Annotated in this window: 15 protein-coding genes; 7 read left to right on the plus strand and 8 right to left on the minus strand. The window is 54.6% G+C overall.

Annotation, left to right across the window (positions count from 1 at the left end):
• Positions 1–145 precede the first annotated feature (145 nt).
• Entirely contained in the window at positions 146–2,806 is a 2,661-nt protein-coding gene (locus tag JMJ04_RS48430) for a LuxR C-terminal-related transcriptional regulator (RefSeq protein WP_201373505.1), read from the plus strand.
• Positions 2,807–2,881: 75 nt separating this feature from the next.
• Here the strand turns inward: JMJ04_RS48430 and cax are convergent, their stop codons facing one another.
• Entirely contained in the window at positions 2,882–4,087 is a 1,206-nt protein-coding gene (gene cax / locus JMJ04_RS26935) for a calcium/proton exchanger (protein ID WP_201373506.1), read from the minus strand.
• Between the two features lie 129 nt (positions 4,088–4,216).
• Positions 4,217–5,179, minus strand: coding sequence for an alpha/beta fold hydrolase (locus JMJ04_RS26940; RefSeq protein ID WP_201373507.1), 963 nt, complete (start codon positions 5,177–5,179; stop codon positions 4,217–4,219).
• A gap of 246 nt (positions 5,180–5,425) precedes the next feature.
• Between JMJ04_RS26940 and pgi the strand changes: the two genes are divergently transcribed.
• Positions 5,426–7,075: a glucose-6-phosphate isomerase gene (pgi, locus tag JMJ04_RS26945; RefSeq protein WP_201373508.1), complete on the plus strand. Its 1,650-nt coding sequence runs from the start codon at positions 5,426–5,428 to the stop codon at positions 7,073–7,075.
• A gap of 52 nt (positions 7,076–7,127) precedes the next feature.
• On the opposite strand, the gene JMJ04_RS26950 is transcribed toward pgi, so the two are convergent.
• Positions 7,128–7,703 carry a TetR/AcrR family transcriptional regulator gene (locus tag JMJ04_RS26950; RefSeq protein ID WP_201373509.1) on the minus strand — a complete coding sequence of 192 codons (576 nt, stop codon included), beginning with the start codon at positions 7,701–7,703 and terminating at the stop codon, positions 7,128–7,130.
• A gap of 184 nt (positions 7,704–7,887) precedes the next feature.
• Between JMJ04_RS26950 and JMJ04_RS26955 the strand changes: the two genes are divergently transcribed.
• Together JMJ04_RS26955 and JMJ04_RS26960 are read left to right on the plus strand one after the other, a co-directional pair.
• Positions 7,888–9,117: a cytochrome P450 gene (locus JMJ04_RS26955; RefSeq protein ID WP_201373510.1), complete on the plus strand. Its 1,230-nt coding sequence runs from the start codon at positions 7,888–7,890 to the stop codon at positions 9,115–9,117.
• A gap of 256 nt (positions 9,118–9,373) precedes the next feature.
• Positions 9,374–10,648, plus strand: coding sequence for an MFS transporter (locus tag JMJ04_RS26960; protein WP_236038422.1), 1,275 nt, complete (start codon positions 9,374–9,376; stop codon positions 10,646–10,648).
• Between the two features lie 90 nt (positions 10,649–10,738).
• On the opposite strand, the gene JMJ04_RS26965 is transcribed toward JMJ04_RS26960, so the two are convergent.
• The 3 genes from JMJ04_RS26965 to JMJ04_RS26975 all read right to left on the minus strand — a co-directional run bounded on the left by JMJ04_RS26965 (position 10,739) and on the right by JMJ04_RS26975 (position 13,767).
• Positions 10,739–11,767, minus strand: a complete 1,029-nt coding sequence (locus JMJ04_RS26965) for an LLM class flavin-dependent oxidoreductase (RefSeq protein WP_201373511.1) — start codon at positions 11,765–11,767, stop codon at positions 10,739–10,741.
• Positions 11,768–11,916: 149 nt separating this feature from the next.
• A complete protein-coding gene (locus tag JMJ04_RS26970) occupies positions 11,917–12,819 on the minus strand; it encodes a polysaccharide deacetylase family protein (protein WP_201373512.1) in 903 nt (300 codons plus the stop codon).
• Positions 12,820–13,116: 297 nt separating this feature from the next.
• Positions 13,117–13,767 (minus strand): YIP1 family protein, encoded by a 651-nt coding sequence (locus tag JMJ04_RS26975; protein ID WP_201373513.1) that lies wholly within the window; start codon positions 13,765–13,767, stop codon positions 13,117–13,119.
• Between the two features lie 304 nt (positions 13,768–14,071).
• Here JMJ04_RS26975 and JMJ04_RS26980 point away from each other — a divergent pair, with 304 nt between their 5' ends.
• The 3 genes from JMJ04_RS26980 to purN all read left to right on the plus strand — a co-directional run bounded on the left by JMJ04_RS26980 (position 14,072) and on the right by purN (position 17,442).
• Positions 14,072–14,539: a ClbS/DfsB family four-helix bundle protein gene (locus JMJ04_RS26980; protein ID WP_201373514.1), complete on the plus strand. Its 468-nt coding sequence runs from the start codon at positions 14,072–14,074 to the stop codon at positions 14,537–14,539.
• Positions 14,540–14,782: 243 nt separating this feature from the next.
• The gene (locus JMJ04_RS26985; protein ID WP_201373515.1) at positions 14,783–16,837 is read left to right on the plus strand and encodes a molybdopterin-containing oxidoreductase family protein; all 2,055 of its coding nucleotides are present in this window, start codon (positions 14,783–14,785) and stop codon (positions 16,835–16,837) included.
• A complete protein-coding gene (gene purN / locus JMJ04_RS26990; RefSeq protein ID WP_201373516.1) occupies positions 16,834–17,442 on the plus strand; it encodes a phosphoribosylglycinamide formyltransferase in 609 nt (202 codons plus the stop codon). The genes JMJ04_RS26985 and purN overlap by 4 nt, the downstream gene beginning before the upstream one ends.
• Before the next feature lie 756 nt (positions 17,443–18,198).
• Here purN and JMJ04_RS26995 read toward each other — a convergent pair.
• Complete coding sequence (locus JMJ04_RS26995) at positions 18,199–18,657, minus strand: tetratricopeptide repeat protein (protein ID WP_201373517.1); 459 nt, start codon at positions 18,655–18,657, stop codon at positions 18,199–18,201.
• Between the two features lie 52 nt (positions 18,658–18,709).
• Positions 18,710–19,387, minus strand: a complete 678-nt coding sequence (gene trmB / locus JMJ04_RS27000) for a tRNA (guanosine(46)-N7)-methyltransferase TrmB (protein ID WP_201373518.1) — start codon at positions 19,385–19,387, stop codon at positions 18,710–18,712.
• Positions 19,388–19,437 lie beyond the last annotated feature (50 nt).

Raw genomic sequence — 19,437 nt, forward strand, 5'->3', positions numbered from 1 at the left:
CTTCATCTTCAGATGTGGAACCGGTTCCCTATCAATTAGTATAGGGAAAAGAAGCCTCTCCTGTCAAGTTTTATCGCTTGAGCTTAGTAAGAAAGCAGAGTAGAATAGGGGGAAGACAATCTGTGACCAGACCAGGAGAACAAGCATGTACACGTTCGCAATTCCCCCCACCCTTTTTCTCGGACGCGAGCAGGAAATCGCCGAGATTAGCGCGCTGTTGGACAATCCATCCTGCCGTTTATTGACACTCGTTGGCCCGGGTGGAATCGGTAAGACGCGCCTGGCAATGGAAGTTGCCGCCCATAAACGCGCTTTGTTCTCCGATGGCGTCTATTTTGTGCCGCTCGCTGCACTGAACCAGGCCGATGAACTGCTCACGGCTATCGCCGAAGCTATGCCGTTTCGTTTTCAGCAGGACCAGCGCAGCCCGCGCGAACAGTTTTTTGCCTATTTGCGCGAGAAGCAGGCGCAGCGTCTCCTCCTGGTGCTGGATGATGTTGAGCGGCTCCTGGACGGCGTGGACCTCATTTCCGACATCCTGGCAGCCACGACCAACCTGCAAATTCTCGTTACCTCTCGCGAGACACTTAACTTGCAGGAAGAATGGGTCCGACAGATTGGAGGCCTGACCTATCCCGGGCAAGCAGAGGGCGAGCCGCTTAGGGAGTATAGCGCGATACAGTTGTTTCTAGACCGGGCGCGGCGCATACGCGGTGACTTCGACCTGGCTGAAGACCGCAAGAGCGTGGTGGACATCTGCCGCCTCGTCGAAGGGATGCCGCTGGCTATCGAGCTAGCGGCCGGTTGGCTGAAGACGCTCCAACCTGCCGATATCGCCCAGGAAATCCAACACAACCTAAATTTGCTCGCGACCCGTTCGCGCAATCTGCCGGAGCGACACAGGAGTATCCGCATTGTCTTTGATCATTCCTGGCAACTCATGACGGAACACGAGCGTGATGTCTTCCAGAGGATATCCATCTTTCGCGGCGGCTTCACACGCGAGGCAGCACAGATTGTGGCCGGAGCCTCCCTCGATACGCTGGCCGGTCTGATTGATCAATCGATGATTCGTTTGAATGCAGCGGGACGCTATAATATCCATGAATTGCTGCGACAGTACGGCGCGGAACAACTGGAGGCCGCAGGCCAGACAGAGGCTATACAGCAAGCGCACATCGATTATTATCTCGGACAACTTCACAGGCTTGAGCGCGACATTAAAGCCCAACAGCAAATCGCCGCGCTAGACACCATCGCAGCAGACTTTGAGAATATGCGTCACGCCTGGCATCTGGCCATACAGCAGAGGCAGTTTGTGACCCTTTCCCGAGCCGTCGAAAGCCTTCATTTGTTCGCCGATATGCGCGGGCGATATCACGAAATTATGGCACTGCTACGGACAGCAGTCGAGCAGTTCCCATCCTCCCCCTCTCAAGAGCAGCTAGCCATGCGCTACCGCATCCAGGCGCGACTGGCACGCCTGATCTTGCTGAGTCACCTGCGCATAGATGAAGGTTTACGCGCCCAGATCGACAACTGCCTGGCAACGGCACGTGCGCGACAGGACCAGGCGGAAATTGGCTTCTGCTTACTGGTCTCAGGTATTCATATCGTTTATGAAGTAGAGAATGAAGAAAACTATGCCTATCCCAGAGCTGTGGCGCTCTTTCGGGAATCTGCCACTGTATTTGAGGCACTTGGCGATACTTTTTACCGGGCAGAGGCACTGGCCTGGTTAGCATGTAATACGCTAGAGATCTTTAATAAAGAGCAAATTTCGAGCCAGGAACTCCTCAAGCAAAGCCTCAAGCTGAGGCGCGAGATCGGGGATTCCAATGGCATAGCCTGGATTTCCCTCAACCTGACCGAGGTCGCGCTTGCAAAACTAGATTACATCGCCTATGAGCATTATGCGCGTGAGGCTCTTGCGTTGATGCGTGAGATCGGCAGCGTCAAAGGCATCCTGCAAGCGATGTTCAAGCTAGCCCTGACAAGCCTCTTGAAGGGCGACCTGGAGGAAGCCTTAACTCTCGCAGAGGATATGCGTGACCTGGCCGAGAAAACCAACAGCCAGGATGGTTCAATCTCGGCAGCGGACATCCTGGCCTTTCTGTACTGTGTAATGAATGAAACATATACAGAAACCTCGGTGCTAGTTCCTGCAAGTCAGACGACATCGCAGGAGCTATTCTTCAACAGTCACGGCGATCTGGATATATGCTGGGGGCAAACGATAGTGGACTGCGAGCGGGGCCAATATGCATCCGCCAGGCAACGCTATGCCTCTTTATTCTGGGGGCGCCATGACGATCCCGGTCCCGCAACCATCTGCCTGGCGCTCGAAGCCGTCGCGCTCGCTAATGAGGGCATGCCAGAAAAAGCGGTTGAACTGCTGGGCCTGGCTTTTCATCAGCCCGCCTGGGCGAATGGCTGGCTCCATCGCTGGCCTCTACTCAAACGCCTGCGTGTCAACCTGAAACAACGACTGGGCGAGGAGGCGTATCGAGCCGCCTGTGAACGCGGTCGTAGCCACGGCCTGGAAACGATGATCCAGTCGATCCTGGGCGAAGAAGATGATGCCCCCCGCGAGACCGTCAAACAGGCGCTCCTCGAACCGCTGAGCGGGCGTGAAGTAGAGGTCCTGGGCTTGATTGCCGAGGGCTTTTCCAACAACGAGATTGCCCGCCGCCTGGTACTCTCGGTAGGCACCGTCAAAGTCCATACCCGCAACATCTACGGCAAGCTAGGTGTGGGCAGCCGCACCCAGGCCCTCGCCCAGGCCACCAGGCTCAATCTCCTCTAGGGTATTCAGCAGCGCGGCCCCAGGTCCCATAGGCGCCTGTTAATGATTCCGCTGGCAAAGTAACTTCGGCATCTATTAGCTGGGAGTGAAGAAGGTGCCGACGGCGAGGATGAGGTAGAAGGCACAGAGGAGCAGGCCCTCAAGCCAGGTGGATTCGCCATCGAGGCTGATCAGGGCGTAGAGGAAGGCCACAAGGGCAAAGAGCGAGACTTCCAGCATGGAAAAGTTCAGATCGAGAGGCGACCCCATCAGCGTACCCGCGAGAACCAGGATGGGAGCCGCCAGCAGCGCGATCTGGATCGAGGAGCCAGCCGTAATCGCCAGGGAGATCTCCATATGATCGTGCATAGCAGAGGTGATGGCGGAGAAGTGCTCAGCGGCATTGCCTACGATAGGGATAATGATCAGGCCGACGAAGAAAGGGTTCAACCCCACCTGGTGCGTCAGTGGCTCAATGGTGCCAACCAGGATCTCGCTTACAAAGGCCGTCACAGCCGTCACGCCCGCCAGTACCAGCAGGGGCAGCCAGAGCGAGTGATACCAGAGAGTATTTATACTGCCGAAGAAGCCACGCCCCTGCGTCCTTTGTGGTACCACTAGATCATCCTTGCCGATAGGCACCTGGGCATAGGCCAGTTCATGCGCCGCTACAGCCATCCCGGCCTTCCCTTTAGCGGTCTCTGTTCCCGCGACGGGCTCTTCGCGCATGGCACGCACGCCAAAGACGGAGTAGGCGATATAGGCCACATAACACACCAGCAGGACAAGCGCGACCCCGATGCTCAAGAGATGTAGCTGGCTGCCGCGCACAACCGCACTTCCAGGTTGAGTGCTCTCGCCAACTGTAGCTAGTAGGGAGGGAATGCCCATGCCGATCACGGCCAGGGCCAGCATCGAGGCGTATTCGCCCGCCACACGCGCACTAAAGAGTTGGCGGCGATAGCGCCATCCTCCCAAGAGCATAGCGGTCCCCAACACGAGCAGGGCGTTACCAATAATGGAACCAGCCAACGAGGCGCGCACGACCTCAGGCAAACCAGCCCTCAACGCCGCCAGGCCAATAATGATCTCTGCGGCATTGCCAAAGGTCGCGTTGAGCAGGCCACCAATGCCATGCCCCAGGCGTTCAGCCAGGACCTCCGTGGCCAGGCCAATCAAGCCAGCCAGCGGGACCAGTCCCAGCGCAGCCAATATAAAGAGCAGCAAAGCCGAGGCATGCTGCGTCTCGGCGATAAAGACAGCGGGAACCGCCAGTAAGAGCAAATAGAGCCAGCGCGTCATGGTCATTTACCTCCCAATCCAAACCATTTCTCTTTCCAGTCTGACCAGGCGCAAAAAACTGAGGCATAACTAAAAATAAGAGATGCGGTATGAGAGCCGAGACTCTCATACCGCATCTCTTATTTTTAGTTATACGCTGGCAGAGCCTCGCATCACGCTGGCATCTTTCAGAAAGTCCTGAATTCTGGGCATGACCTGGCGCGCACGTGTGTAGAAGGCCAGGTGCTTGCCACCCGGTAAAGCAAGCAGACGTGCGCCGGGAACCTGGCTTGCGACCGCGTGTGCATGCTCAAAGGGTACCTCGTCGTCGCTTGTACCATGGACGACCAGGGTTGGCGCCTGGATCTCGGCGAGAGGATAGGTGGTGATACGCGCGAATTGCCGCATATCATTAGTGTATCCAATTGCACGAATATCAAAGAAGAGGCAGGAGCTTAGCAGATGGCGCAGTGTGCCCCCATTGGGGATGAGGCGCAGCAATCTGAGCAAACTATAGTACATGGGATCATAGATGACCAGGCGCTCATACAGGCCGCGATACCAGCGCCCAAAGGGACTCATCTCTTGCTTTAACTCGTCTTCATCATAGTGTTGCGCGACCCCACTCAACATAATCAGGCCCTGGCAACGCTGAGGATGGCGCAAGGCAAACTGGATGGCGCTGGGCCCACCGCCAGAGATGCCAATAATGGCAGCCTTCTCCTCACCCAGTTCATCGAGAAGTGCGGCGAAGAGATCAGCCTGCTCCTCCGGCGTGCGTCCACTCTCGATAGGGGTGCGCAAATAGCCGGGCCTGGAGGGCGCGATATATGTATAGTTTGCATTGGAGTCATGGTCCATGTTCGCCATGACGCGTGCGCAAGCCAGGGCCTGGTCATACCCGCCAGGCGTACCATGCGCGATGAGTACGACATTGCCCTTGCCAAAGTGCTGGTATTCAATGGAACCCAGTTTCGTCTGCACTACATGGCTCTCTGTCAATAGACGCGCGCGCTCCTTCTCCCACCACCCCTTATATGTGGCCCGCCCCCGCACCACCATGACTCCCCCAGCCAACAGTGCCAGGGGCCAGAACAGATGCCGTACCCTCATGTCATGCTCCTTAGAAAGTGAGACAGAGAACAATGATTTAAAATGAATACGTTTTATTCCTTGATAAGTTCAAGAATAGAGCCGCTGGCGCGAGACGTCACGCAAAGTAGAACGAATCATCTATATGAAGGGATACGCCAATTCGTCGGGCAGCAACCTGTATACTAAGAATGTGCAATAATAAGCATGTACTATACGTGCTGCTCTACTGAGCACACAAAGCGATCTGGAGGAGATTTTAAAAACATGGCTACTACTGGTACAAGCCGTACGCCCCTCACCCAGCTTTCAAGCTGGAAGGCGCTTGAGGAGCACTACCAGAAGATTAAAGATGTACATCTACGCAACCTCTTTGCCGAAGATCCTAAGCGCGGCGAGCGCTTGAGCACCGAGGCTGCTGGCATTTACCTCGATTACTCAAAGAACCGCATCACATCGGAGACGCTGGACCTCTTGCTGAAACTGGCGGACGAGGTTGGCCTGCGCGAGCGCATCAACGCGATGTTCAGCGGCGAGAAAATCAATGTCACCGAGCAGCGCGCCGTGCTGCACGTGGCTCTGCGCGCCCCCAAAGACCAGGTCATTAACGTGGATGGTCATAACGTGATCCCTGAGGTCCACGAAGTCCTCGATAAGATGACCGATTTCTCCAACAAGGTCCGTAGCGGCGAATGGAAGGGCTACACGGGCAAGCGCATCCGCAATATCGTCAACATCGGTATCGGCGGCTCGGACCTCGGTCCCGATATGGCCTACCAGGCCCTGCGCCACTACAGCGACCGCGACCTGACCGTGCGCTTCGTCTCTAATGTCGATGGTACACACTTCGCCGAGGCTACCCGGGCCCTCAATCCCGAGGAGACGCTCTTCATCGTCTCCTCAAAGACCTTCACGACCATTGAGACCATGACCAATGCGCGCACCGCTCGCGATTGGGCTCTGCGCACTCTCAAGGACGATGCCGCCGTCGCCAAGCACTTTGTGGCCGTCTCCACCAATGCTGAGGAGGTCAAGAAGTTCGGTATCGATACGGCGAATATGTTTGGCTTCTGGGACTGGGTCGGCGGTCGCTACTCCTATGACTCAGCCATTGGTCTCTCGCTCATGATCGCCATCGGACCCGAGAACTTCCGTAAGATGCTCGCGGGCTTCCACGAGATGGACGAGCACTTCCGTACCGCGCCCTTTGAGAAGAACTTGCCAGCCCTGCTGGGCCTGATCGGTATCTGGTACAACAATTTCTTTGGCGCGCAGACCGTCGCGGTCCTCCCCTACGACCAGTACCTGGAGAAGTTGAGCGCATATCTACAGCAGCTCGATATGGAGAGCAATGGCAAGCATGTCACCCAGGAGGGTCAGCCAGTAAACTACCAGACGGGTCCCATCATCTGGGGTCAGCCGGGTACGAACGGGCAGCATGCCTTCTACCAGCTCATCCACCAGGGGACAAAGCTCATTCCCTGCGACTTCCTCGGCTTCTACCAGACGCTCAACCCACTGCCACCACACCACGACCTGCTGATCGCCAATATGATCGCGCAGGCCGAGGCTCTGGCCTTTGGCAAGACCGCCGAAGAGCTCAAGGCCGAGGGCAGCCCCGACTACCAGACGCCTCACCGCGTCTGTGAGGGCAACCGCCCATCGAACACGCTGTTCCTGGAGCACCTGACCCCCGAGGCGCTGGGCAAGATTATCGCCCTCTACGAGCACAAGGTCTTCGTCCAGGGCACAGTCTGGAACATCGACTCCTTCGACCAGTGGGGCGTCGAGCTGGGCAAGGTCCTGGCCAAGCGTATCATTCCCGAACTTGAAGCGGAGAAAGAGCCTGAACTCAAGCACGACAGCTCAACCAACCGCCTCATCGAGCGCTATCGCCAGTTCAAGCGCAAAGCTTAGACAATATAGAGGGATAAAAAATGTGGTACAACCAACGGTTGTACCACATTTTTTATCCCTCTATATTGTCTAAAGCGAAGGCGACATTGCTGGTTGGCTGGATGATAAGCTCGCGGTAGATAATGCCCATGCGTTCGGGAGAGTAGGGACGACCCTGCTGAAGCCACCATTGAATCAGAGAAATGGACGAGGTGACGATATGGTAGGCAGCAATTTCAAGAGGAACGGGGCTTTCGGGACGAGCCGTTCTCTGCCGCAATATATTCTGCACGCTCTGCGCAATCGCCTCTTGCACTAGAGAGGAAGAACTCTGGCGTAAAAGCACGCGTATAACCTCCTCGTGCTCCTCCACATAATGAAAGAGAAGTGTGCCCACAATAGCGGCATCGCTGTGCGCGGAGAGATCGGGAAGCCTGGTCATCAATTCGTTTAGCACGGCATCCAGCACATCACGCAAGAGCGCGTCTTTATCTGGATAATGGCGAAAGAAAGTCGCGTAACCAACCTCCGCGCGTTCGGTAATGTCGCGAATAGTAATTTTATCGTATTCGCGCTCCAACGTTAGCGCGATCAGAGCCTTCACTAATAATTGTTGCGTGCGCTTCACACGCCTATCCTGGGTAGTCATGCACACTCCTTACACCTGAGCGCCGCAGGCGTGAAGAATGACGCTTCTCTCATTTCCTTGACCTTTTACCGCTTTATGAGTTATCGTATATATTATGATTCACAGTATATCATAAATATGGCTGAGACAAGGTAGTTTTTTTCACATGTATAGAAGGAAAGAAGAGAAGGAGATAGGCACAGAGATGCAGGCACCACAAAATACTGACACGACAGCAGTATGTCCATTTCCGCATCATTTGCTGAACCAGCAGAAGACCGCCAAAGAGCCTGACTATGGGGCACCCGCTATAGAGCGCGATGCCGAGGGCACATGGCATATTCGTAATTTCGAGGGTATGCGTTCTATTCTGCGCAGCGGTGATACACGCCAGGCAGGCTTCAATGCTGAGCTGATTACACGCATCCCCAATATGACGAATACGCCTATTCTCTATCTGGAGGGGCAGGCACACCATCAGCAGCGCAGGCAGACAGCGCGCTTCTTCGCGCCTAAGGTCGTCAGCGATAAGTATTACCAGGTCATGGAGAAGCTGGTAGACGAGATCATTGCCGAGCTACAACAGAAGCGGAGCGCGGACCTCAGCCAGCTCAGCATGAAGCTGGCGGTCCGCGTGGCAGCTGAGGTGGTTGGCCTGACCAATAGTCGCCTGCCAGGGATGGCTAAACGCCTGGAGGCTTTCTTTGGCAGCGAACCGCTCACCTTTAACTGGACACCACGTGTCCTACTGAGCTTCTTGCGCAACCAGACGCGCATGGCGGCCTTCTACTACCTGGATGTTCAACCAGCCATTAAAGCACGCAAACGCAAGGCGCAGGAAGATGTCATCTCACACCTGGTCGCACAAAACTATAGCCAGGTTGAGATCCTGACCGAATGCGTCACCTATGCCGCGGCTGGTATGGCTACCACTCGCGAATTCATCTCGGTCGCGACCTGGCATCTTCTGGAGCAGCCCGCGCTGCGCCAGCGTTATATGGAAGCCTCGGAAAAAGAGCGCCATGCCATTCTGGAGGAGATTCTACGCGTAGAGCCAGTTGTTGGCCATCTCTATCGCCGCGCCACTGCCGAGATCACTCTTGAACATGAAGGCACCAGCTATACCATTCCTCAGGACGCCCTGATCGACCTGCACATCTATAACGCCAATACCGATGAAGCCATGGTCGGCGATCATCCCCTCGCGATCTGCCCTGTACGCGAGCTGCGTGGAGAGCGTCTCTCGCCCGCCATGATGAGCTTCGGCGATGGCGGACACCGCTGCCCCGGCTCCTATATCGCCATCCAGGAGACAGATGTACTGCTCCAGCGCCTGTTCTCCTTCGATACCCTACACATTGTGCATGCCCCCAATGTCAGCTGGCACGCTATGATCAAAGGCTATGAGCTTCGCCAATTCACCATCGCCCTCTAAGCAGGCACTATAAAGGGGTGTGGTGGTGATTGGCTAGCCAATCACCACCACACCCCTTTATACTACCTATTTCACAAATAATGGAAAAGCAAAAGCAACATCTCAAGCAAAAGATATTTTTTCTCATTTTAATTGTAGCATAGTTGTCAAGTCAGCGGCAACGGGCTTTTGGCCGATGTTTTTGGGTTCTGCGCCCTGTATACTCAGCATCTCATTTTATTTACCCATAGAAACATACATAAGGGAGACAGGGCCAATGATGACTGAAAATACAGTGCCGCCAGTAGAGGCAGGACCAAAGGGCTTGTGGCGCGCCTTTGCCTCGCTGAGGCATCGCAATTATCGCCTGTATTGGTCGGGACAGGTGATCTCGCTGCTGGGTAGCTCAATGCAGACCATCGGCCTGGCCTGGCTGGTACTGGAGATTACTCATAGCGCCTGGCAACTTGGACTGGTGGGAGCCTTACAGGCTGTGCCTATCCTACTCTTCTCGCTCTTTGGTGGGTTCGTAGCCGATCGCTGGCCCAAGCGGCACGTTCTCTTTATGACCCAGGCTGTGGCCATGCTCCAGGCGCTGCTCCTCTGGGTGCTCACAATCAGCGGAGTCATCCAGGTCTGGCATCTGTATCTACTGGCGCTACTGTTGGGATGCATGAACTGCCTGTATAGGCCTGCCAGCAGCGCCTTTGCCGTTGAGTTGGTTGGGCGCGAGGACCTGCCCAACGCTGTGGCCTTAAACTCATCTCTCTCCACGCTGGCTCGCATCGTGGGTCCCGGGTTAGCTGGGATTATTCTTGCTGGAAGCGCTGTCGGCGTGCTCTTTCTCATCAATGCCCTTAGCTTCCTCGCGGTGCTTATAGGTCTAGCATTCATCGACAACGATAAGCTGTACGCCCAGGCGCGCCAGGTTGCTGAAGCAGGCGCGCGACAGTCAATGTGGCAGAGCCTGCGCGAAGGTTTCACCTATATCAGGGAGACGCCTGTAGTATTGCTGCTACTCCTGGTGGTGGGACTGGTATTGCTCTTCGGCTCAAACTTTAACGTTGTGCTACCTCTCTTCGCTACAGATATTCTGCATATGGGGGCAACGGGCTTTGGCACTCTCTCCGCCGCCTCCAGCATTGGGGCGCTACTCGCGACGCTCTGGCTTGCCTGGAGCAACCAGAAACCAACCATGCGCCGCATGCTACTTGGCACGCTGATCTTCGCGATCCTGGAGCTAGCTTTTGCGCTCTCACGACTCTATCCTCTGTCCATAGCACTTATCGCCAGTGTAGGCTTCGCGGAGAGTACATTTGCCGCCCAGGCCATCACCACCCTACAAACAGTGGTCCCGGACCACCTGCGTGGCCGCGTCATGAGCGTACAGGTGCTCATATTCGATGGCAGCCTCCCGCTGGGTTATCTGCTGATGGGCTGGCTCTCCGCACTCTATGGCCCTACCGATGCCCTGCTCACCGGCGCGCTACTCAGCCTGCTAGCCGTGGTTGGAGGGTGGTTATGGCATAGGGTCATGCTATCGTATGCATAAATCGCTTTGTGCGCCGTTTGCACGAGAAGGCTTTCCAGGCTGGTAAGGGTTGGTCTAGAAAGCCTTCTCGCGTGAATGAGGCACACCTTCTCAGGCAGACTTGAAGGCGGGTAGGACGCGTTGTGCCACGCGTTCCAGGTGCGCCATGATCGCGTCATGAGGTACCCCCGGCGGATGCGACCAGAAGCAGAGTTCGGTGAGGGGCGTATGTGTCTGCATCTCGCGAATGCGTTTGACTACATTCTCAGGGGTGTCGACCAGAAGGCCCTGGCGCGACAACTTCTTAGGGTCTGTAGCGGGTGGACGGGGTTGCTCGGCATCGGTGCCATAACGGGCATAGACATCCGCCTGATAGGCTAAAGCGGGCGCGAGCAGGGTCTCCCAATCGCGCTCGGGATCATCGCTCACCCACATATGCATACTGGCCACGATAGGAAAATTGTGTATATCGCGACCATGCTGCTCTAGGTGCTTTTGCAATAGCTCACACTGGCTCTTCAACTCGTCAAGGGGATTATAGTTGACTGCGGCAAGGAAGCCATCTGCCAGGCGTGCAACGCGTTCCAGGGCTGGTTCAGATGCTCCTCCCATGTATATAGGAAAATGCTCGCCCTGGGCCGGTTGTGGGGTTACTGGTAGTGGCTGACCCTGATAACCATCGAGTACTGGTTCACCTTTGAAGGCGGCTCGCAGGTAATGCACGCCATCTTCCATACGGTTGCGGCGCTTCCGCCGATCAACGCCAAAGGTCGCAAACTCATGCTGAACATAACCCAGGCCGAGGCCCAACGTAAAACGCCCCTCAGATAAGACATCCAGCACCGCCGCCTCCTCAGCTAGCAGGCGGATGGGCCAGAGAGGTAACAGCACGATATTAGTACCCAGGCTCATCTTCTGCACGCGGGCCGCGAGGTATGCCAGGAAGGTGAAGGGCGCGGGCAGGTAGCCATCATCGAAGCCATGATGTTCAGTATCCCACACACCAGCGAAACCCAGGTGCTCAGCCAGGGTAATTTCTTCTATCAGCTCCCGATAGGTTGTCGTCGTCACTGGTTGCCCCCGCGTCGTTCGCCCATCTACCCAGAGCGAAAAGCGTAACGGACTCTGCCTGTTCAGCATCTCCATCTCTCCCTTTTTAAACATTAGCATTTACATATATGTACCCTCCTTCACACGCCTGATTACACCTGACAGTAACACAACAGTGAAGAGGATATAGGGGCAGGATGGCGAAGCCATCCTGCCCCTATATCCTCTTCACTGTTGTGTTACTTCTTTTTTTGCTCATGTGGGAGGCGCGCGAGCATCTGGCCGATGGTAACAAAATGGTAGCCGCGATCACGGAGGGTTTGAATAATTGTCGGTAGAGCCTCAAGCGTTTGGGAACGGTCACCACCACCATCATGCATAAGAATAATGGATCCATTCTGCACATGGTCGAGCACATTATGCAGAATCGTCTTCACGCCCGGTCGCGACCAATCAAGCGAGTCGACATTCCAGGTTACGGTAACTAGTTTCAGGCTGGTAGCTACCTGAATAGAGGTCTGGTTGTATTCGCCATAGGGAGGACGCATCACAAAAGGGCGCTGATGTGTCACCCGTTGAATGGCGTCATTGGTATTCTGCAACTGCCAGTACTGGCTCTCCATACTCAAACCAGTCAGGACGGGGTGATTCCAGGTATGATTCTCGATCTCATAACCCGCTTTATAGGCGCGCAGGGTGAGATCGGGAAAGGCTGTGACCTGGCGTCCAACACTGAAGAAGGTGGCTTTGATATGATACTTTTCGAGGACATCCAGCACCTTCGCCGTGAAGTTGGGGAAGGGACCATCATCAAAGGTCAGAGCCACTTCGCGCAGTTTCTCGTTCCCATGCGCAATCAGAGGGATATGCGTATCAGGAATTTCGACGACCTGTCCCGAACCCGCCAGCAGAGGACTCGCCGTGGCGAAAGCCACAGACGAAAAAGGTTGCACCGCTGGAACCGGAGAAATACTCGCATGTACCAATGTTTGCAATGAGTTTTTTTGCGTTACAGAGGGTTGAGTAAAATAAAAGACGAAGAATCCAGTCAATAAGAGGAAAAGGCTCGCCAGCACCCCCAATTTGAGCAACAAGCCCGGGCGTTTGGCACGATATAGTAGTGAAGGGGATCGAATCTCCATATAATCCGCTCTTTTCTTGCATTTCCATGCAACGATCTTGGTGTCACAGTAATCGCTGCAAGTCATTGGATGAGCTTGCATACTCTACTCTAAATAACGCAACCTTCATTGCACAAGTTGCTAGGAGTTTTTTCCCTCAAAACCATTCTTTTCGCCGTTTTTACTCATCCTAGAAGATAAGCCCCCTTGCAAAGTACAGGCACCTGAAACTATTTTAGTGCCATCTCATTGCACAACCCATGAGTAAATACACTTTTCACCTCCTTTCCCGCTTTCCAATGCCCTTGACTCGAATCACTAGAGAATGATAACGCCGAACAAGAGCGCCAGCGGGAGGAAGAGGACTATCAGCAGGAGCACACCGGTCACAGCCCGCCTCGGGCTCAGTCCATGCACAGCACGTAAGGTGAAGACTTGGAGCACGGCAATGTAAAGTTGAATGGCGAACAACACCGTATTACGAGCAATAATGAGCCATGTTTCTCCTTTTAATAGGATGGAGCTAATAATGATCGTGAGAAGCAGAAGCGGCACCTGAAAGAGCAGGTTTGTGTAGAGCATCACGAGGAAAGCCCCCTGTCCCCTAAGCAGACGTGCCATCCAGTGGAGCACCACGATGCTTACAAGCGCGAAGAGGGGCATCATCAGCACATTCAAGGCAACCGAAGTCTGTTTTTGAAAAGACCAGAACGATTCAAACACGCTCAAGTGCTGGAGAAGGGCGCTTACCAGGTAGAAGAGATATTCCACCACGCTTGCGGTCAGCACAAGCACGGTCAATTGTACCCAGATCGTCGACCAGTTCGCCTGATCTATCGCCTCACGTATGGTCTGCACTCCAGGTTTCATGACTATCTTGAAGCTCTGAAGTGGGAGCCTGCGAAGCGTTAAAGGCAGCAACGCCACGTCCTTGACATAGATGTCCAGATCATCGTTTGAAGAATGCATACTTATCCTCTTAGTCTCCATGTGGTTCTTAATACATTAACGATCTCTCAATATGTATGACGAAAAAAGCATAGAAAATGCTAAAATCATCCCCATTTGGAAGCCAGCCAGGCTCTTTGAACTAGAATACCCATTGCCGCCAGAATCAGGCCAATGAGGTCGGACACTATCCGGTTAAGAAGGTATACTTGGTTTAGTAAAGAAGTGTTACTCGCCGTAATAAACTACTGGCCCAACTCGCTCATCCCACCCTATCCACGCACAACTGGCGGCAGGCAATCTGTTCTAAAAGAAGGAGGAAAACATGTCAGAGGAAATCCTGTCAAAAGAGCAACTTCTACAAAAGTTCGCAAATGCCTACGAGCAAGTCATAGAGACCGCTACTGATGCGGCACGGCGTGGTATCGTACCCAAAGAAGGCACGTGGGGACCACGCGAGACCGTCGCGCACCTGGCAGGTTGGGAGATCATGTCAACGGAGTGGCTACCGCATATTGTCGCTGGCATGGCCCCCCTGGATAACGAGGAAGAAACCCGGCAAACTATCATGAACGATGCGATCAACGCCATGATTGTCACGATGATTGGAAACCAATCACTAGAAACCGTCTGTAACATATTGCGTCAGGCATACCAGCGTAATCTCGAACAACTCAGAAAATTCGACGATACGTTCTACCAGCCAGGCAATTATGTGTACGACCGCACGAAAGATATTCCGGAGCATTGCCAGGAGCACATCGAGATACTCGCCCCTGTCCACCCTGCTTAGTTCAACAGTGGTAGTAGACTGTTCGTCACATGATGCGCTTGTCGCATTTCAGACCGATTTTGTCCCACAGGGTCGTTTTCTGGATGGACACACGAAGGTCCTGGCGAGGTTTCAGCGCGGGCGCTTGCCCCCGAATGGGGGCAAGCGGCACGGTCTCCCACATGCAGTGAACCTGGCAATTCATCAACGCATCTGATAGTATGGAAGAGTAATAAGAAGCTATAGAGAGATGGAGGGAAACCAATGCCAGCCAGGCGCCAGGTCACAACTATGTGCCCAATGAACTGTCTACCTACCCAGTGCGGTATGACCGTCGAGGTTGAAGAGAATAAACTCGTGTCGCTCAAGGGCGATGTCCATAACCCGGATAGCCGGGGCTTCCTCTGCATTCGTGGCAGAGCGGCGGGCGAGATTTTTGACAATCCCAGACGCTTGCTACACCCTCTGCGGCATGTAGGAGCACGAGGCGAGAACAGGTGGGAAGAGTGCTCGTGGGACGAGGCATACAACCTAATTGTTGAGAACATACAACAGACGCAACCTGAGCGCGTTGGTCTCTGGCGCGGTCATGGCGTGGGCACAACCGGGATAGCCTCATCGCTGATCAGCCGCCTGGGAATCCTTGCTGGTTACCAGAACTGGAACACGGGAATCGTCTGCTGGAACATGGGCGGCTACGGACTGGGGCTGACCGGCACGCTGGAAACCCATACGAAAGAGGATATGGCGGCGAACTCGCGCACTATTCTCTTCTGGGGCTCAACCCTCTCCAGCCAGCCAGGCACGGCACCGCACCTGATCGAGGCACGCAAGCGCGGCGCGTATGTCGTCCACATCGATACACGACGCACAGAGATCTCGCGCCACGCCGACGAAGTAATTCTGTTACAACCGGGCAGTGATGCCGCGCTGGCGCTTGCCATGGCCCATGTTATCCTACAAGAGGGCCTGAGCAACCAGGCCTTTATTGATCAGCATACCCTTGGCTTCCCAGAATTCGCCGCGCACGTCCAGCAATACACACCAGAATGGGCGGCGGAGATGACCGGAATTGAGCCAGAGCGCATTCGCCAGTTAGCCCGGCGTTACGCCACGACGACGCCAGCGATGATAGTGCTGGGTGGCAGTTCCATGTATAAGCACCAGCATGGCTGGGAGGCCAGCCGGGCCATTGCCTGCCTCCCCGCCCTTACGGGTCAGCTGGGTCTCGCGGGCGGCGGTCTGGGACCTCGCCACGGCGCCTCCCCTCGTAGCGATGGCAATGCGAATGTCATGCAGGATATCGTTGCCAGACCAAACCCCGCACCCATTCCCAGTCACATGCCAACGATTAGCGAGGCGTTCCAGGATGGCAAGATCGACGTTCTGCTCGTACTTGGCAGCAATATGCTCTCCACCTTCGCAGACAATAACGCGTTAGCACGTGGATTAGAAAAGATCAAGTGTATCGTCTCGTTTGACCTCTTTATGAACGAGACGGCCCGGCGCTATGCCGATCTGATTCTTCCCGGCACGGCCTGGCTGGAGGATATAGGTCTCAAGCAAACGGCGACACATATGTACCTGATGGAACGCGCCCTGGAGCCAGAGGGCGAGTGCCGCTCCCTGATCACTGTCTTGCGCCAGCTCGCAGACAGGCTAGAGCTAGAAAACTTCTTTCCCTGGGCCAACGAAGAGGAGTATATCAATGCTCTCCTGGCTAAGCAGCAAACACCATCTGGCAAGAAGCTCACAGTAGACGATCTACGAGCGAGCGGCGGTTACTGGCAGAAAAGTGGGCTTGAGCATATCGCCTACCTGGATCACCAGTACCATACGCCATCGAAGAAAGTCGAGTTCTGGAGCGAGCGCGCACAGGAAGCGGGCCTTCCGCCACTACCAACTTATACAGCGCCCCAGAGAGAGGCCTATCCCCTGCGCTTCTGCCAGGGCCGCACGCTGACCGCCTTCCACGCCTTCTTCGATGAGGGACAGGCCCTGCCAACCCTGGCCAGGGTCAATCCAGGACCAGAGCTATGGATACATCCCCAGGACGCGCAGGCGCGTGAGATCGAGACTGGTAGCCTGATTGTTATGAATAATGAGCGTGGCAGCTTCGAGGCCAGAGCGCACATAACCGAGGATGTCCTGCCGGGCGTAGTCTGGATGCGAGATGGCTGGACGGGTGTGAACCGCCTCACTAGCGGCGCGCCAGTTATCCCCCTGGCGGCCAACGACGCGGTCGCAGGCATTCCTGGCGGCCAGGCCACCTACGATGCCTGGATTGAGGTACACAAAGTGGTCGGGATCAAGGCATGAGGCTAAAATTAGGCTTTCTCGCATCACATGGTGGCAGCAGTTTTCAAGCCATTTACCGGGCTATACGGGCTGGCCAACTGGACGCCGAGGCTTGCGTTGTTATAAGCAATAATAGCAAGTCTGCGGCACTGGCCTTTGCCCGGACGGCTGGCGTGCCAGCTTATCACCTCAGCCTCCAAACGGAATCTACTCCCGAACTGCTAGATGAGGCTATCAAGCGTGCCCTCCAGGCGCACGGGGTCCAGTCTGTGGTCCTCAGTGGATATATGAAAAAGCTGGGACCACAGACGCTTGCGACTTACCACCAGCGGATCTTCAATATTCATCCCGCCCTTCTGCCCAAATATGGAGGTCAGGGAATGTATGGAGATCATGTTCATCAAGCCGTGCTGGCGGCAGGCGAGCGCGAGACTGGTATTACGGTCCACCTTATAGACGAGCACTATGACCACGGCGAGACCATTGCTCAATGTAAGGTGCCCGTCCTGTCAGGAGACACCGTGGAGAGCCTGAGCCAACGCGTTAAAGAGCGGGAGCCAGGCTTCTTTCTCGAAGTATTGCAACACCTGGCGGCACAAGACACATTTATAGAGATCCCGACATAAAAACCTCTCAAAGTTCCGCTAAGGGGGAGCAAGCAGAGAAAAGGTCCTGATTTCTTCCGCTACGGTTGCCATCGCCTCCTTGGTGTGATACAAAAGATGCATTTCTGCTAATAGATGTGGAGTGCACTTTTGATGAGAGAATGTATGACGCGGAGGGGGTGCAGGTGCGGCCCTCGTGGGGCCACACCGCACTCGCTCCTCAGCCCGCCTCAGGCGGGGTCTTGCATTAGGAAGCCGGCCACGGCGGAGCAGGCGCTCCGAGGTCAGTCAGGATCTCGCTTTGCGAGGTCACCGAGTTGCTCGGAGAGGCCGACGGAGGAAACTGCCCCTCTTTGTCGGTCTCGGGTGCATCCAGGGGGATTTCGCGCAAGAGAACTCACTCCCTCAAGATGAAGGTGAAGCCTCCCAGATGGAGACTTCTGCACTTCTGCAAGGTCTTTAAACCTCTTCCGCAGCCTTCAACACGTACGTGGAAGCGTAGGTAAGAGAGCTTAAACGATGTCTATTAGTATAGCATAGACATGGAATAGCAGAAGCGTGATCCTCGCCCTCCCTCGAGATACTTTATTCTTCAGACTGAGGAAAATAGAACGGCCAGGTAAGGACAGAAATATTCTGTTCAAAAGCACGATCGAGGCCAGCGGCGTCTGGCTGATCTTCTTCTAATTTGGGATATATGTAGCGGCCATAGGAGTTGACAATGGAGGGATTGAGGGCCAGTGCGTGATCAAAGTCATCAATGGCACGCTCCGAATCTTATAAGCGCACGTAAGCGAAGCCACGTATGACATAGAGCTTTGCATCAGAAGGATCAAGTTGTATGGCACGATCAAAATCGGCGAGAGCGCGAGGATAATCCCTTTTTCTGAAATAAGCCAAGCCCCGAGAGAGATAAGCAAGGGCCTGAGAAGGGTGAAGTTGCACAAAGCGATCAAAGTCTCCATGCTCGAATTTGATGTGGATGTAATTGTCCACGACAGTAGCAAGGGCAGGGTCGAGCTCAAGAGCACGATCAAAGTCGGTGAACGCAGATTGCTCGTCTTTGAACGCAATGTGGGCAAACGCTCGATTGAAAGACGAATGCACCTCAATGAAGCTATGACGCAACTCACAAAACTGATTTGAGCCGCTGAGTATGAATGGAAGGCGCAGACCACCAGCAACGAGACAGACCAAGAGTATATAAAAGCCTTGTAGGCATCCTGTGTCGATCAATCGGATGCCTACAAAGAATTCGTTGAACTATCTGAAACGATACCATCGGTTCCTACAAACGCTTGCGTACTTCAAAGCGAAGCGTTGCCAGCCCATGACGCTCCCAAAGCCGTTGGTAGCGCGAAAGGACCGGGGCATCGAAACCAGACAGGTAACGCTCGGCGTGTGTTTTCTCAAAACGAGCATCCCGCTCTATCAGTTCGAGCATTTCTAGGAAGTACTCGCGGTGATCCGTCATCACGCTGAATCGACCACCAGAGGATAACGCTTGTGAAATGACATCTAACAACATTGGCGTGAAGAGTTGCCGCTTGCGAAATTTTCGCCTGCGGTTGGGATCGGGAAAATGCAGGTACACAGCCTGTAAAGAGTCGGGTGCAAAAAGAGGGAAGAGAAGATGTGCATTGGCTGCAACAAACTTCATATTCTCCAGAGCAAGCGTTGAAGCCAGGTGGGTAGCCTGCAGTAAAGCCGTTTCCGAGATGTCGATGCCAAGAAAATTGCAAGCCTGATTGGCCTGAGCAAGCGAGCAAAGGAATTCCCCAGATCCACAGCCAATCTCTAGCTCCAGAGGCTGCTGATTGGCAAACAGCGTCTGAGAGGTTAACATGGGAAAGTGCTGGATGTGATGATAGAGCCAGCGAGAGGAAAACGTCATCAGATACCGTTCTCTCATCTCCTGGTCCAGCGATATATGTGCTAAACGTCTGAAGACGGTTCTTCTAGGCATCTGAGTCTCCTCTCTGCAAGAGGCTGGATACCTGTTCCATCAAAGACAAA

It is taken from the genome of Ktedonobacter robiniae (assembly GCF_016587375.1).
Lineage (GTDB): Bacteria > Chloroflexota > Ktedonobacteria > Ktedonobacterales > Ktedonobacteraceae > Ktedonobacter > Ktedonobacter robiniae.

What these genes read in the sequence shown, in the direction of transcription:
- JMJ04_RS26975 (WP_201373513.1), bottom strand. Translation starts at nt 13,767, where the DNA reads ATGCATTCTTCAAACGATGATCTGGACATCTATGTCAAGGACGTGGCG.
- trmB (WP_201373518.1), bottom strand. Translation starts at nt 19,387, where the DNA reads ATGCCTAGAAGAACCGTCTTCAGACGTTTAGCACATATATCGCTGGAC.
- JMJ04_RS26970 (WP_201373512.1), bottom strand. Translation starts at nt 12,819, where the DNA reads ATGGAGATTCGATCCCCTTCACTACTATATCGTGCCAAACGCCCGGGC.
- JMJ04_RS26960 (WP_236038422.1), top strand. Translation starts at nt 9,374, where the DNA reads ATGATGACTGAAAATACAGTGCCGCCAGTAGAGGCAGGACCAAAGGGC.
- pgi (WP_201373508.1), top strand. Translation starts at nt 5,426, where the DNA reads ATGGCTACTACTGGTACAAGCCGTACGCCCCTCACCCAGCTTTCAAGC.
- JMJ04_RS26940 (WP_201373507.1), bottom strand. Translation starts at nt 5,179, where the DNA reads ATGAGGGTACGGCATCTGTTCTGGCCCCTGGCACTGTTGGCTGGGGGA.
- JMJ04_RS26955 (WP_201373510.1), top strand. Translation starts at nt 7,888, where the DNA reads ATGCAGGCACCACAAAATACTGACACGACAGCAGTATGTCCATTTCCG.
- JMJ04_RS26985 (WP_201373515.1), top strand. Translation starts at nt 14,783, where the DNA reads ATGCCAGCCAGGCGCCAGGTCACAACTATGTGCCCAATGAACTGTCTA.
- purN (WP_201373516.1), top strand. Translation starts at nt 16,834, where the DNA reads ATGAGGCTAAAATTAGGCTTTCTCGCATCACATGGTGGCAGCAGTTTT.
- JMJ04_RS48430 (WP_201373505.1), top strand. Translation starts at nt 146, where the DNA reads ATGTACACGTTCGCAATTCCCCCCACCCTTTTTCTCGGACGCGAGCAG.
- JMJ04_RS26950 (WP_201373509.1), bottom strand. Translation starts at nt 7,703, where the DNA reads ATGACTACCCAGGATAGGCGTGTGAAGCGCACGCAACAATTATTAGTG.
- JMJ04_RS26965 (WP_201373511.1), bottom strand. Translation starts at nt 11,767, where the DNA reads ATGCTGAACAGGCAGAGTCCGTTACGCTTTTCGCTCTGGGTAGATGGG.
- JMJ04_RS26980 (WP_201373514.1), top strand. Translation starts at nt 14,072, where the DNA reads ATGTCAGAGGAAATCCTGTCAAAAGAGCAACTTCTACAAAAGTTCGCA.
- cax (WP_201373506.1), bottom strand. Translation starts at nt 4,087, where the DNA reads ATGACGCGCTGGCTCTATTTGCTCTTACTGGCGGTTCCCGCTGTCTTT.